Raw genomic sequence first — 13598 nt, forward strand, 5'->3', positions numbered from 1 at the left:
GACCGTCGCTGCGACTAATGCAGGCTGACGAGTTCGTCGACCGAGTCCTGGGGTAGGTCGCCGTCGACGACGGCGGTAACCACCATGTTCTGCATCGTGATGGCGCCGTTGTGGTTGTCCAAGAAGGCGGTGTCGGCGGCATCTCGGCCGGTGGCGATGCGCACCATCGACTGCCGCGGCGCCAGGCAAGTGGCGTCGACAACCCGCCACGCACCGTCGACGAACGCCTCGGCCACCGCATGAAAATCCATCGGCTCGCATCCCGGCGCATACACAGCCACCAGGCGGGACGGGATATTTCGCGCGCGCAGAAGCGCGATCACCAGATGCGCATAATCGCGGCACACGCCTGCGCCGGCGAGCAACGTGTCGGTCGCCCCGTCGATCGGATCGCTGGATCCGGGGACATAACTCAGCCGGGTACCGACCCACGACGAGACGTTTTCGAGCAGGGTGACCGACGCCCCGTACCGCTGGAATTCGGTCGCGGCGAAGCCGAAGAATTTGTCCGCTTCGGCATACCGGCTAGGGCGCAGATAGGTGATCAAGTCGATGTCGCTCACCGGAGCCGGGTCGGCTTGGCCGACGACCGTCGCCGAGTACGACGCTGTCACCGTTCCCTTGCCGGCCTCGACCACGTGAATTCGGGTTTGGTGCTGGCCGAGAATTTCACGCGGCTCTAGCGTCTTGCCGTTCAGTTCGATGACCAGGGATTCATCGACGTCGATGCCCGGTTGACGGCTGACCGCGATCTGGAAATCCAGTCTCGTGGGTTCGGTCACCTCGACTTCGATCTCGGCGCCCACTCTGCGTTTCGCTTCAGCGCTGCCGATGTCGGTCACCTCCGCACGACGTCTCCATGCAGGCATAAGGTCAAGCCCCCTCGGTTAAGCCAGTCGAATCCCGCTCGCTGCTTGGCAGGGCTCAGTTGTGCGCACTCGGCACCAGCGTATACATCAACCGGCTCCACCGCGCAGTTCGACGACCGCCCACAGTGCCAGTCACCGCGCGATTCCCTAACCGGCATGTCAGCCCGCGGGAATGTAATGTGCCGACAACCATCGCGGCGGTTTCACATACCTGCTCGGGTGGGGTGTACGCCGGTGCGGTCGGCGGCCAAGGGGAAGGTGAACGGATGCGGTCGGGCGAGCGCTCGCTGTCAGAGGCACATCGGCGCGGGTGGTGGCCGCCCACGAAGCTCGGTGCGGTCGTGCTCTTCGGGCTCATCGCCGGTGCGATGGTCGCGTCGGTCCTTCTCTACGTCAATGGTGCTGCGTCCAAAAGTGTTCTGACTCATGGGAGACCGACCAGCAGCGGCATAACTGTGACGCTGAATTTGGTAACTGTTCAAAACAGCTACGACGAGCTCGTCGGCGACCTTGCCGTCAAGCCGGGACCGACGTTGGTGGACGAGGCGACCTACGCCCTCAAGGAAGACCTGACCGTGGCGGTTACGTCCGTGACGACGCCGGTCAGGCGCACCTGGTCCAAAGGAATGCTGCCCGGTGTCTTCCCCGTGCCGCTGACGCTGGCGCGCGACGTCGAACGCTGGCCGTTCGACAGCTACCACACCGGGCCGATCACGGTTGAATTGTTCACCGGCGCATCGCAAACGCCGGAACGCGCCAGCGTGACATTCGGCGATCTGGTGGGCGGCTGGAAAGTCCACGTGGGCCGCGTGAACAACGCCAATGACTCGTCGCCCTATGTCGTCGAATTGGGGCGATCGGCAAGCACGATGGTCTTCGCGGTGGTCATCCTGTGCATCTTCGTCGCAATCGCGGCAATTGGCTTATTCGTGGCGCTTCAGACGTTTCGAAACCCGGCGATGTTCCAGGCGCCGTTGGCGACCTGGTACGCCGCGATGTTGTTTGCGGTGCTGCCGCTGCGAAACGCGCTTCCCGGCTCACCGGCGTTTGGCAGCTGGATCGATCTCACCATCGTTCTATGGGTACTGGTGGCGTTGGTGGTCTCGATGCTGCTCTATATCGCGGCGTGGTGGCGAGCACTGTCTACGACGTGACCCGCACGGCTATCGTGGCGCAGGTCAATGGCTTTCATGGAGGGAAACGCGTGGACGGGGCGCGGCGGTTCGGGCGCTACCACCTCGTCGAGTCGCTGTACCACGACGGGATGGGCGAGGTGTGGCGTGCCTTCGACCCCCGGTCCGATCGTTTTGTTGCCCTGAGGATGCTGCCCGCCGGCTGCGCGGCCGACGCCGGTTTTCACACTCGCTTCCGGCGGAACACCGGAGCCGCCGCCGGTCTTGACGAGCCCCACGTGGTCAAGATTCATGATTTCGGCGAGATAGACGGACGATTGTTTGTGACGATGCAGCTGCTGGATAGTCGCAACCTCCAAGACATTCTCGACGCCGGGCCGGTACCGCCCGCCCGCGCGGTCTGGATCATCGAGCAGATCGCCTCGGCGTTGCACGCCGCCCATGACGTGGGGTTGGTTCACTCCAATGTGAACCCGACGAACATCCTGGTCGCCGAAGACGACTTCGCCTACCTCACCGATTTCGGTATCGCGACCGAGGAAACCGGGCTGACGAAGGCCGGCGCGTCACGGGGTGCCAATTGGTCCTACACGGCGCCGGAGCGGTTTCGAACTGGTAGGGCCGACGTCCGCGCTGACGTGTACGGATTGGCGTGTGTGCTGTACCAGTCCTTGACCGGCCAGCGTCCGTTCCCGGGCGCGGGGCGGGACCAGCTCGCCGCCCACATGTTCAAACCGCCTCCACAGCCCTCGAAGATTCAACCCGGAGTCCCGCCGGCGATGGATCAGATCATTGCGACGGGAATGGCGAAGGAACCCGACCTGCGGTATGCGACAACCAAGGAGCTGGCCAAAGCGGCAAGGCTCGCACTCGCCACGCCGATGCACCCAACCTCGCCGGCGTCGCCGCGCAACCGCGCCGCGCCGACTCCCCGCAAGGGCGCGCCGCCCGCCAAGCCCGCCACCAAATCGGCATCTGCTCGCCGTCCCACGGATAGGTATCGACCGCGGCATGCCGGCTGGAACAAACGAGCCTCCGCCGCGCGGAGGAATGCCGAGCCGGGCGGGCAGCCGCTGCCGATATGGGCAAGCATCGTCTTCGCCGTGATCACGATCTCTGCGGTCGCCGCACTCATCTTGGGCATTATCATCATGGGGCACTCCGCTTTTCGCGGTGGCACCACCTCGACGACATCGCTCGCCTCTGCTGGTTCAGCCACCCACGACGGTCATACCCGCTGGCCATCGGCTCATCGCGGCACGTAGCGGCGTTTCGAGCCCACACTGTCCGCGCGTTAGGGTGCTGTGGTCGGCCTCAACTAACAAGCCGGCAGAAAAGTTGAACAATTCATGACTGCAGCAACAGAAGCATCGCTGCTCGAATCGCGGGTCGGCCACTACTACCAGATGGACGGCACCTACCTGGTCGGCCGGGAGAAGTTGCGTGAGTACGCCCGCGCCGTGCAGGACTACCACCCCGCACATTGGGATGTCGGCGCCGCCGCAGAACTGGGGTATTCGGGTCTGGTGGCGCCGCTGACCTTCACGTCGGTACCGGGCATGACCTGCAATCGCCGCATGTTCGAATCGGTGGTCGTCGGCTACGACAGCTACCTGCAGACCGAAGAGGTCTTCGAGCAACACCGCCCGATCGTCGCCGGCGACGAACTGCACATCGACGTCGAACTGACGTCAGTGCGCAGGGTCGCCGGTCGAGACATGATCACCGTGACCAATACCTTCACCGATATGGACGGCGAGCGGGTGCACACCCTGCACACCACCGTCGTCGGGTTGACCGCCGAGGACCTCGATCCGACCGTCAAGGCCGCGGTACAGAAGGCGATGATGCACGACTTCGCCATGCTCGGAACTGGCGAATCCGAATCCGGCTACCAGAAGACGGTGCGCCCAGAGGGCGAGATTCGTCTCGCCGAGGGAGGCATGACCCGCACGCCGGGGACGCCCTCCTTCGACGATGTGAAGGTCGGCGACGAGCTACCAGCACAGCACGCCCGGCTATCCCGCGGCGACCTCGTGAACTATGCCGGCGTGGCCGGCGATGCCAACCCGATTCACTGGGACGAGAACCTCGCCAGGCTGGCCGGACTGCCCGATGTAATCGCCCACGGCATGCTCACCATGGGTTTGGGTTCCGGATTCGCCTCCGCGTGGACGGGCGACCCCGGTGCGGTCACCCGCTTCGCGGTGCGGCTATCGGCGCCCGCGGTCGTGTCATTGGCCGACGGCGCAGACATCGAGTTCACCGGCAAGATCAAGTCGCTGGACCCGGCAACCCGCACCGGCGTTGTCATCGTCGGTGCGAAGTCCGACGGCCGGAAGATCTTCGGCCTGGCGACGTTGAACGTCCGCTTCCGCTGACCTGGGCGGCTTGAGGCCTCCCCGTCATGTGGTTTCCGCACGGGTCAGCCGTTCGAGCACACGAAGGAAGACCCTGCGTTCCTCTGCCGTCAATTCGGCGAGCCAGCGTTCCTCGCCGTGTTGAATGTCGGACTGCACCGCGTTCTTGACTGCGCGACCTGCCGGGGTGATTTCGAGCAGGCGGACCCGGCGGTCGTCGGGATCGGGACGGCGTTCGATGTAGCCAGCCTGCTGCAGCTCGTCGAGCGTGCCGATGATCCTGGTCTTGTCGGCGCCGATGGCTTCGGCCAGAGCCGTCTGCGTGCGCACCGGCGATCTGTCCAGCGCGTTGAGCACCACGTATCCCCACATGCTGATGTCGTGGGCGGCGAGGATCGGTAATTCGGCCGCCACGAGATCTCTGAGCAGCGGATGCAGCATCGCCGCGAGGTCATCCCGCCGGGGCTTCGGTGGCATCGCCATATATTAGGCGTTGCCATATTGTATGTGTGCGCTTACGATATGCGTATGCCTACTGATTTGCCTGACGTCCGTCCTCTTCATCGCATCGCGGTGTTGAATTCCATCGCGCTGGTCGACTCCGTGCGGGGCGCCGATCTCGACGCGCCGACCCCCTGCACCGGCTGGAAGCTGGCCGACCTGCTGGCCCACATGACCGCGCAGCATCACGGATTCGCTTCGGCAGCAAGGGGGTTCGGAGATGATCCCGACGCGTGGCGGACCGACGCTGTGCTGGCTGCGATCGCCGCCGACCCCGGCGGCACGTATGCCGACGCCGCCCGCGACGTCCTGGCGGCCTTCGCCGACGATGCCACACTCGAGTCGTCGTTCGCGCTTCCCGAATTCGGCCCGGATGCAACGTTTCCCGGCGCGATGGCCATCGGTTTCCACTTCGTCGACTACGTGGTCCACGGCTGGGACGTCGCCGAATCGCTGGGTGTGCCCTACACCCTTGCCGACGACGTCGTCGACGCCGCGTTACCTCTGGCCCTGGCCGTACCCGACGGCGACTTCCGAGAGGATCCTGGCGTGCCCTTCGCGCGCGCCGTCGACGGCCCGAGCGCGACGAATCTCGACCGGATTCTGCGCCACCTCGGCCGCCGCCCCGACTGGGCTCGGGAGGATGCCACGGAGCGCGTGTTCTGATCAGGAGGATCGTGAACCTTCTGCGAAATTGCGTACCCGCATAGCCTGCGTGGGTGACTTCGACCGTCGGCCGGATCCCGGCCCAGCTATCCCAAGCCGTACCTGCCACTTTCAGACAGGCCCTCTTCATCGCGGTGACGGCCGGGCTGGGGTATGGCTTCGACTCGTACGCGGTGAACATCTACGGTCTCGTGCTGCCGGACATCAAGAGGACGCTGCACATCACCGACGCCGAGGCCGGGTACATCGGGTCCATCTTTTTGCTCGGCTACACCATCGGCACCATCGGGTTTGGCTTCGCCGCCGACAGGTGGGGGCGTAAAACCACGCTCGGGGCGTCGATACTGCTCTACGGCGTCACGACGGCGCTGGCCGGACTCACCACGAACATCGCCGCCTTCGCGGGACTTCGTTTCCTCACTGGCGTGGGCGGTGCCGGAGAGCTCGCGGTCGGCGCTCCCTACACCGCCGAAGTTTGGCCGGCGAGGACACGCGCCATTGGTGTTGGCGGCGTAATCTTTTCGCTCTTCTCACTGGGCTACGTCCTCGCGGCGGCGGTCGCGCTGGCCCTGGTGCCGCACTTCGGCTGGCAGTCGGCGTTCATCGTGGCGATCATCCCCGCCATTGTCCTATTCCTGGTCCGGCGCGGCATCACAGAGTCGCACCGTCACACCGACGTTCGTGCCAAGATCGCGAATGGGGCTGCAAAGCCCCGCCTTTGGCGCCTTCCGGGCGTGCGCCGACGCCTGATCGTCGGGTGGCTCATCTACACCGCCAACGCAGTCGGATTCTGGGGCGTGACGATCTTCCTGACGAGCTACATCGTGAAGCGGTTTCATGCCTCCCCGATCGAGGCGATCCGATACGCGCTTCTCTTCTTCCTGTTGCAAGTCGTTTTCGTCTACGTTGGGACCGCGCTCGCCGACTGGATCGGCCGACGCCCCTCGGCGATCCTCGCCGCGATCATTGAGATCACCTCAACTGTCCTGGCTGCCACCTCCCACTCGCTGGACAGGTACCTGGTCTTCGGCGCGATCGCCATCGCCACCATCGGGTGGCTGTGGGGCGTCGGCGACACCTACATCTCCGAGCTCTTCCCAACCGTGTTGCGCGGCACCGGTTTTGGAATCGCGGTCGGCGGTGGCCGCATCGTCTCCATCGCCGCCCCGACCGTCGTCGGATGGGGCATCACACGGTACGGACTAGAGACGCCCTACCTTGCGCTCGCCGGCCTCTGGGCATTCACAGTGATCGGCTACCTGCTCGGACCGGAGACCAAAGGCAAGGAACTCGAGGAGCTCGCTGACGCGGCTCTCACCGAGGACCTGCCACCGGCCGCGGCAAAGCGATAGCAGGAATGTAGGTCCTCAAAGTGCCTGGCGGAAGCCGGCCCCCGTAACTGCGGCCGCACACAATTCTCCTCTAAATGGCTTCGACTCAGGCGCGGCGCTAACGGACGCTCACGCAGCCGCAAAAACCAATGCCTAGCGGGGCCCGCACTTTCGGCACACAAACGTCTGTGCGAGGCGCCCGACAACCTTGCCATTGGCGTCATACTGGTACTTCATCCTGGCATCGACAATCCCGTCGCAATTCGGCTTCGGGCACTGCAAAACTGTAGTCGGCATGATCCCTCCCCACGGCTTTGCAACCAAAATTACCCGCTGACCGCCTGCTGATGGTCGGTCCGGCGGAAGCTCCCAGCCAATCCGCAACGAGCCCTAAGGTCTGGCCTAAGCGATGCCGGGAGGGCGGCCGGACATCGCTAGCCCAAATCGCATGGTCACGACCCCTCCGCCTCTTATCTCGAGCGGACCGGTTGCTCAATTAAATTGCCTCACAATGGTTTTTGGCGCCTGTTCGAGCACGCACGCTTGTACCCGTTGTTACGGCACGCTGTCGCGATGATCAGGGGGCAATCGGCGATGTTAGTGAGAGCCAGCCCACGCGATGTTGGCGATACAACCGCAATTGCGGGCTCACCACCGATCGCCACCGGACAACCAGTTATCTGGCACCAACCGTCCCCTGCGAGGTCAACGAATCCACGATGGGGTGACCGAGGTCGGCTTAGCATTTCTGCGTCGCCACGAACCGTTGGAATGAGCAGAGGCCCTGTTGACGCATCGCATGAAGTTCCTCGTCTTAGTTCTGTTCGTCGTCTGTGTCGTGGGTTCGCCGATAGCCGTCGACGGACCAGTCGGGCTCTCGCGAGCTGAGAGCGGCGAAGCCTACCCTTTTTCCTGTAACCGTGACTCGTTGACGGCGGATTTCGCCGGCCGTGATCAGCTGCCGCAAACCCAAGAACCTCCCGCCGAGTGGTACCGGACAGGCGGCAACGGGCACTACGTGAACGGAGGATGGGGACCACGGGCGAACGCCCTGCCGCCGCCGGTCATCCCGCACGATGCGGGTTGCGATTCCACCACGTGGAAGCAAGAACGGATTCTCACTGTGGCCATGCGCTACATCTACGCGCCTGACAACCCGCTGGGACTGCAATATCGCCACCATCACATCCCCGGCTGGGATCCGCCAACCTCGACCTATGCCGATGCCTCCGAAGAGAATCCAGACGCCGACGCCGTGCAGGCACCGACGGCCTGGGATGCTGGTCGAGGCCTGGACTGTTCCAATTTCACCGCGTGGGTCTACAACTACGGTTTGGGCATCAAGTTCAACGGAGATGTGCACCAACAGTATGACGGCGCCGCCGGCCCGATGGGCAGCAGCATTCCCAGAGAAGGTCCTTTTGCGCCTGGAGATCTGATCTATTTGCACCCCAACCGAAATGAAAGTCAGGCCTCGCACGTGGTCATCTACATCGACGACCAACACATCATCGACAGCCGCGTTAACGCCCAGAACGTCATCGGGGTTCAGATTCGCAATCGGCTTGGCTGGTACCGGGACGCTGTTCTCGGCGCCTGGCGGCCGATCAACTGAGGCAGATTGAACACCGTCCGGGAGCGGATGTGACGATCAATGCATGGTGTCTCCGACGAATCGTCTACAGACCGCCCCTGAGCCAGAGATCGTGCTGGGCCTAGTGGGGGCGCCGGGCGTGGCATTTTCACTGGCCGGCGCCCTCGCCGATGAGGGTTTGGCTGAGGAACTCGAGCGTCGATTACCGGGGGCCAAGTGGCGAGTTGAGGTAATGGAGGGCCGCCTGGTCCAGCCACCGGCCCACGATGCCGCGATCGTGGACGCGGCGCGACGACAACTCCTGGACAGCGGTTGGGACGTGGTGGTTTGTCTGACCGATCTTCCGTTACACATTCATCGACGCCCGGTCGTAGCTCACGCGAATCCAGTCCAGAACGTGGCGATTGTGTCGGTGCCTGCTTTTGGTGCTTTGGTTGCACGGCAACGGGTTCGCGGGACGATCGTGCGTCTGCTTGAGCGGCTGATCGGCTCCCACGAGCGCGGTCCCGACGCCCGGGGAGTGATCGCTCCGCCGCGGCGTTTGTCGATTCAGCGGGTGCGGGAACTGGGCACCGACACCGCCAATGGAGCGTTCGCATTCACTGCCCGCGTGTTGACGGGCAACGTGGTGCTTTTAGGCGGCATGGTGGCGGCGAATCAGCCGTGGCGGCTGTCACTGCGACTGTCGCGTGCGCTGACCGGCGCGGTGGCCGTCGGTGTGTTTGGGTTGGTGTACTCGGATGTCTGGCGGCTGGCCGATGCATTCGGGTGGCAGCGGCTAGTCGGTACGGCGCTGGTCTCGGTGGGTGCTACCGCGGTGACCTTGATCGTCGGGGCTGGGCTTTGGGAGAGCACCACCGCGCCTGGAGTGCGCAAGCAGGTGCTGTTGTTCAACATCGCGACCGTGGTGACGGTCGTCATTGGTGTGACTGTGCTGTATTCCGCGCTGTATCTGCTGGCACTGATTGCCGCATTCTGGTTTGTGGTGCCGCAAGTTTTCCGCAGCGCCGTCGGACACTCCGCCTCCCTTCGGGATTACTTCGAATTAGCTTGGTTGACATGCTCTTTGGCGATGATCGGGGGCGCCTTGGGGGCGGCCCTGGAAACTGACGATGCCGTGCGTGAAGCAGCCTATGTAAAGCGCTCCGACCCGCAGACGGAGGAGGAGGACGCTCCTTAGCAAAACGAGCCCGTTCCCCTGATCAGACGGTGAGCACCTTCTCCACGGCATCGGGAATGTTCGCGACCGCCTCGGATCCGCCCAACGCCAACCGCATCAGATAGCCGGGCAATACGCACAACAGTACGTCGGCCAATGCTGTCGCATCGCCATGCGCGTCCTCGTCAGTACAGGTGCCGTCCACTACGCCATCGGGAGCGGCGTGCGCGTTCCCGCTCAACGTCACCAAAGCGGTGGCAATAGCGCCGCGCAGGTGCCCGGCCAGCGCAGGGTTGCGCAGGGCTTCAGACCAGACCAGCACGGCAATAGCGGCGAAACCGTCGTCGCCGTGGCGCATAGTGACGAACTCCAGCACGGCCGCGATGGCCGCCTGTGGGCTGGCCCCGTCACCGATGGCCCGCGCCAGGACTGCGACAACCTGATCGAGGTTGTCCACGGCGATCGCCTCAATGACCGCATCCTTGCTGGCGAAATAGCGATACATCGCGCCGGAGGACATACCGGCTTCCTCGACCAGGTCCTGCATCGAGGCGGCGTGAAACCCGTCCCGGACGAAGCAGCGTCGGGCCGCAGCCATGATGTGCGCGCGCCGCTCCGCGCGATACTCACTCGTCACCTTGGGCATTTACTCAACCTACATGAAAAAACACGAACGTTCGCTTTTGACATCACGCGTTGGTCGGCGCACGATAGAACGCGAACAATCATTCGCGGAAATCTAGACGAAAGGCGGGAACGGTGACTGCTGGAGGCGATTTCGGTACGTTCGGACGGTTCGTGGAGACACCGGTCGGCGCGATGTCGCCGGAGATGAAAGACGCCTACGACTTCACCCTCGGGCTGCGGGGGTTGGTGCCGGGACCGCACAAGATCTGGCTTGCCAACCCCACGCTGTCGAAGACGATCGTGCCGACGGGGGCGTACTTTCAGCGTGAGTCGACGTTGACGAAATCCGAGATCGAGATCGCGACCAACATCGTCAACGGGCGGTGGCGCAGTCCTTACGCCAACTACGAACACGAGATCATCGGTGAGCGTGACGGACACCTTGATCCGCACCGTGTTGAGGCACTGATCTCTGGGTTGGCAACGTCCTTCGACGATCCACGCCAGCAGGTGGTCTATGAGCTTGCATCGACATTGGTCGCCCCGCGCATCGTGCCGCTGGGCCTGTACCGGCGCGCCAAGGAACTGCTCGGAGATGCGGGCATTGTCGACGTCACGGTGTTGCTGGGCTGGTTCACCATGGTGTGCATGACGCTGGGCGCCTTCGACGTGCCGGCCAACGCCGAGGGTTTGGACCAGTGAGCGCCACCAAAGACGGCCTGGGTGGTCGGCTGACGCTCACCGGATGGCCGAAGCACTGTCCACACCTCACCATGTCGATGACGACCTCAATCGGCGCTCCGCGCAAACATTTTGCGCCGCAGGCATTTTTGTGGTCGCCGGGCTGGCGGGCATCTATCACACCCGTGCGCGCCATTCCCACCGTTCTCGACATTCCCGCTCCCTGATATCCGAGGATCATCATGTCTCTTGCTCCGTTGCCCACCGTCACGCTGACTCCGGTGGCGCTCTTCCCGCAGTTTTACTTTCTGGAAAACCTCGCGGTGCGCGCCGACGGATCCATCCTCGTCACCGCCGTCCTGCAGAAAGAACTCTGGTGGGTCCCGCCAGCAACGCCCGGTGCAGTCGTCGAGCCGGTCCTGGTGCACACCTTCGAGCACGGTGTCACCGGCATCGCCGAGGTTGCGCCCGACGTGTTCATCATCAGCCTCACCGAGGGCTACACCACCTACGAATCACATCTGGCTCGAATCGATTTCAATGCGTGGACACCGGGAGCTCCGGTATCGCCGGACATCGTCTACACCTTCGATGAGCGTGTCCGCGCCCTCAACGGCAGCTGCCTGCTCGGGCCGAACGTGATGGCGATCGCCGACTGCTTCGCTGGACTCATCTGGCGCGTCGACCTCGCCCACGACGCGCGCACCGCCACGGCCCGGGTGTGGCTTGAAGACGACACCATGGCGTTCGATCCCGACAGCGGCGTCCCTCCCCCACCGCAACCCGGCGTCAACGGCGTGCGCTACGGCGCGCGGACCGGCTACCTGTACTACACCTCAACCGCACAGAAGGTGTTCATGCGCGTGCCCGTCGACGCTGCCACCCTCGATCCCACCGGGCCGGCGCAGTTCGTCGCGGCCATCGACAACGCCGACGACTTCTGCATCGACGAGGATGCCGGATTCGCCTATGTCACAAGGCATCGGGCCAACACCATCGACCGTGTGCCGCTGGCGCCGCGGCACGGCAGCGAAGTCCGCCACGTTGCCGGCGACCCGTTCGACGACACCCTCGTCGGGCCCTCCAGCGCCGCATGGGGACGCGGCCCGGGTGACCACGGCCGCGTCGCCTACCTCACCACCGACGGCGGCACCACCGCTCCCCCAGAAGGCGTCACGCGTCCGGCCGCGCTACTGCGGGCCGAATTCACGTACCCGGCCCGGCCTCCGGTCGCCGCAGGCGAATCATGACCCGGCACAGCGAAATCGTCACCGCGGGTGCGGTATCCGGGATTGCCGCTTTGTTCGGGGTGTCCAGTCCTTTTTTCGGACAACGATATTGAGAACAGTGCTTGGTCGTCTGGCTGAATACTTTCTCACTTCTGAGTGCGTGGGGCCTCGAGCGCTAAGGCGACTTGGGCCAGCCAGAAGTTGTCGGTCAATGGCCGTCCGGTGAGTTCGGTGAATCGACGCAACCGGTAGTTGACGGTGTTGCGATGACAGTGCAGTTCTGCGGCGGTCGCTGATACGGATTGGCCGCGGCGTAGCCAGGTATGGACAGTGGTGAGTAGGGGTTCGGCCCTGTCTGGTGGAAGCTCGAGCACCGGCCCTAGGGTGGTCGCCACGACGGCCGCGGCGGCATCGGGCGAGCTGGCGAGCAGCACGGGTAAGACGTCGCGGTTGTAGCGAGTGGTTGGTCGGCTGTTCGCGGAGGCTGCCATGGCGATTTGTGCTTGGGCGCGGGCTTTCGAGCAGTCGGTGATTGCGGTAAAGGGGCTGCTGAGACCGATCAGGACCGGTATGTCTGAGCAGATGGTGTCGGCAATACTGTCCAGCGCGTCGGCGCGATTCCGTCGCAGTGACACGACTCCGATTTGCGAACTGGCCGCAAGGCGAAACCACGCGTCCTGAACAGCGGCATGCGAAGAGATCCGCGTCTCGATGTCGGGAGGCGAGTCCCCGATCGACGTGTGCTCAGCACCCGTGGCCGCGATGACCGTCAGCTGGCCCGTCCGTGGGAGACCGAGCGCGGCGACGGCGTCCCAGAACGCTGCTCCGATGCTGGAGTCGTTGAACAGAATCGTATCCAGCAGCGCGGCTCGCACCTGTTCGTTGCGCCGCGCATCGCGGATGTCGATCTCACGGAAAACCGCGTGCGCGCGAAGCGAATTGGTGTTCATCCAGGCAAAGATGGACGGTGTCGCCGCAATCAGCGCTTCCTTTTCGATTTCGTCTGTATCCGCTAGACGTGCGAGCTCGTCCCAGATGGTGGCCGCGCCAAGCCTGTAGGCGTGCAGCAAGCTGGAAAGAGTCAGGCCCTGGCTGGCGCGGTAACGAATTGCGGAGTCGAAACTCCAGCGGCCAGGATCGGCGCCGAGGTCGATCCAGTCCAGCATCTCGTCGAGGTAACCGGCGATATTGTCCTGAGCGGTGTTGCCGTCATCGTCACCGCCGAGGACGTAGTCAGAAACTTCACTGCGCAGCACAGTGAAGACCTTGGCCACGATCGCCTCCGACTGTGCGCGGACGCGATCGGTCAGAACTGTCCGTGCTCGTGTTCGTTGCTGCGGCACATATCGGATCGTAAAACGCCGCGCGGGGTTGTGCCCTGGCACAAGGTTCCGAAGGACGGTTTTAGGCTGCGGCTCATTGTCGGCGGCCACCTCGATTCCGCATGC

At 64.0% G+C, this 13598-nt stretch carries 13 protein-coding genes; 9 read left to right on the top strand and 4 right to left on the bottom strand.

Annotation, left to right across the window (positions count from 1 at the left end):
• Positions 1-14: 14 nt before the first annotated feature.
• Entirely contained in the window at positions 15-869 is an 855-nt protein-coding gene (locus MNAB215_RS08060; RefSeq protein WP_077078229.1) for a transglutaminase-like domain-containing protein, read from the bottom strand.
• Between the two features lie 179 nt (positions 870-1048).
• Here MNAB215_RS08060 and MNAB215_RS08065 point away from each other — a divergent pair, with 179 nt between their 5' ends.
• From MNAB215_RS08065 to MNAB215_RS08075, 3 genes are all read left to right on the top strand, one after another.
• Positions 1049-2023, top strand: coding sequence for a DUF4436 domain-containing protein (locus MNAB215_RS08065; RefSeq protein ID WP_131829091.1), 975 nt, complete (start codon positions 1049-1051; stop codon positions 2021-2023).
• A complete protein-coding gene (locus tag MNAB215_RS08070; protein WP_245830167.1) occupies positions 2020-3267 on the top strand; it encodes a serine/threonine-protein kinase in 1248 nt (415 codons plus the stop codon). Before MNAB215_RS08065 ends, MNAB215_RS08070 begins: the two co-directional genes overlap by 4 nt.
• 84 nt (positions 3268-3351) lie before the next feature.
• Positions 3352-4383: a fused (3R)-hydroxyacyl-ACP dehydratase subunits HadA/HadB gene (locus MNAB215_RS08075; protein ID WP_077078231.1), complete on the top strand. Its 1032-nt coding sequence runs from the start codon at positions 3352-3354 to the stop codon at positions 4381-4383.
• 24 nt (positions 4384-4407) lie between these two features.
• Here the strand turns inward: MNAB215_RS08075 and MNAB215_RS08080 are convergent, their stop codons facing one another.
• Entirely contained in the window at positions 4408-4839 is a 432-nt protein-coding gene (locus tag MNAB215_RS08080; RefSeq protein ID WP_077078517.1) for a MarR family winged helix-turn-helix transcriptional regulator, read from the bottom strand.
• Between the two features lie 45 nt (positions 4840-4884).
• On the opposite strand from MNAB215_RS08080, the gene MNAB215_RS08085 reads away from it, so the two are divergent.
• The 4 genes from MNAB215_RS08085 (at position 4885) to MNAB215_RS08100 (ending at position 9634) form a co-directional block, all read left to right on the top strand.
• On the top strand, positions 4885-5529 hold the full coding sequence (locus tag MNAB215_RS08085; protein ID WP_077078232.1) for a TIGR03086 family metal-binding protein: 645 nt from the start codon (positions 4885-4887) through the stop codon (positions 5527-5529).
• Between the two features lie 53 nt (positions 5530-5582).
• The gene (locus tag MNAB215_RS08090; RefSeq protein WP_077078233.1) at positions 5583-6881 is read left to right on the top strand and encodes an MFS transporter; all 1299 of its coding nucleotides are present in this window, start codon (positions 5583-5585) and stop codon (positions 6879-6881) included.
• 907 nt (positions 6882-7788) lie between these two features.
• On the top strand, positions 7789-8475 hold the full coding sequence (locus MNAB215_RS08095; RefSeq protein ID WP_165691536.1) for an NlpC/P60 family protein: 687 nt from the start codon (positions 7789-7791) through the stop codon (positions 8473-8475).
• Between the two features lie 43 nt (positions 8476-8518).
• Entirely contained in the window at positions 8519-9634 is a 1116-nt protein-coding gene (locus tag MNAB215_RS08100; RefSeq protein WP_077078235.1) for a hypothetical protein, read from the top strand.
• A gap of 22 nt (positions 9635-9656) precedes the next feature.
• Here the strand turns inward: MNAB215_RS08100 and MNAB215_RS08105 are convergent, their stop codons facing one another.
• Positions 9657-10259, bottom strand: a complete 603-nt coding sequence (locus tag MNAB215_RS08105; protein ID WP_077078236.1) for a TetR/AcrR family transcriptional regulator — start codon at positions 10257-10259, stop codon at positions 9657-9659.
• A gap of 113 nt (positions 10260-10372) precedes the next feature.
• Between MNAB215_RS08105 and MNAB215_RS08110 the strand changes: the two genes are divergently transcribed.
• Positions 10373-10942 carry a carboxymuconolactone decarboxylase family protein gene (locus tag MNAB215_RS08110; protein ID WP_077078237.1) on the top strand — a complete coding sequence of 190 codons (570 nt, stop codon included), beginning with the start codon at positions 10373-10375 and terminating at the stop codon, positions 10940-10942.
• A 221-nt stretch (positions 10943-11163) separates the two neighbouring features.
• Positions 11164-12171: an SMP-30/gluconolactonase/LRE family protein gene (locus MNAB215_RS08120; RefSeq protein WP_077078239.1), complete on the top strand. Its 1008-nt coding sequence runs from the start codon at positions 11164-11166 to the stop codon at positions 12169-12171.
• A 125-nt stretch (positions 12172-12296) separates the two neighbouring features.
• On the opposite strand, the gene MNAB215_RS08125 is transcribed toward MNAB215_RS08120, so the two are convergent.
• A complete protein-coding gene (locus MNAB215_RS08125; protein ID WP_483869954.1) occupies positions 12297-13583 on the bottom strand; it encodes a PucR family transcriptional regulator in 1287 nt (428 codons plus the stop codon).
• Positions 13584-13598 lie beyond the last annotated feature (15 nt).

It is taken from the genome of Mycobacterium numidiamassiliense (assembly GCF_900157365.1).
In the GTDB taxonomy this organism is placed as follows: Bacteria; Actinomycetota; Actinomycetes; order Mycobacteriales; family Mycobacteriaceae; genus Mycobacterium; species Mycobacterium numidiamassiliense.

What these genes read in the sequence shown, in the direction of transcription:
- MNAB215_RS08060 (WP_077078229.1), bottom strand. Translation starts at nt 869, where the DNA reads ATGCCTGCATGGAGACGTCGTGCGGAGGTGACCGACATCGGCAGCGCT.
- MNAB215_RS08075 (WP_077078231.1), top strand. Translation starts at nt 3,352, where the DNA reads ATGACTGCAGCAACAGAAGCATCGCTGCTCGAATCGCGGGTCGGCCAC.
- MNAB215_RS08080 (WP_077078517.1), bottom strand. Translation starts at nt 4,839, where the DNA reads ATGCCACCGAAGCCCCGGCGGGATGACCTCGCGGCGATGCTGCATCCG.
- MNAB215_RS08085 (WP_077078232.1), top strand. Translation starts at nt 4,885, where the DNA reads ATGCGTATGCCTACTGATTTGCCTGACGTCCGTCCTCTTCATCGCATC.
- MNAB215_RS08100 (WP_077078235.1), top strand. Translation starts at nt 8,519, where the DNA reads ATGGTGTCTCCGACGAATCGTCTACAGACCGCCCCTGAGCCAGAGATC.
- MNAB215_RS08105 (WP_077078236.1), bottom strand. Translation starts at nt 10,259, where the DNA reads ATGCCCAAGGTGACGAGTGAGTATCGCGCGGAGCGGCGCGCGCACATC.
- MNAB215_RS08120 (WP_077078239.1), top strand. Translation starts at nt 11,164, where the DNA reads ATGTCTCTTGCTCCGTTGCCCACCGTCACGCTGACTCCGGTGGCGCTC.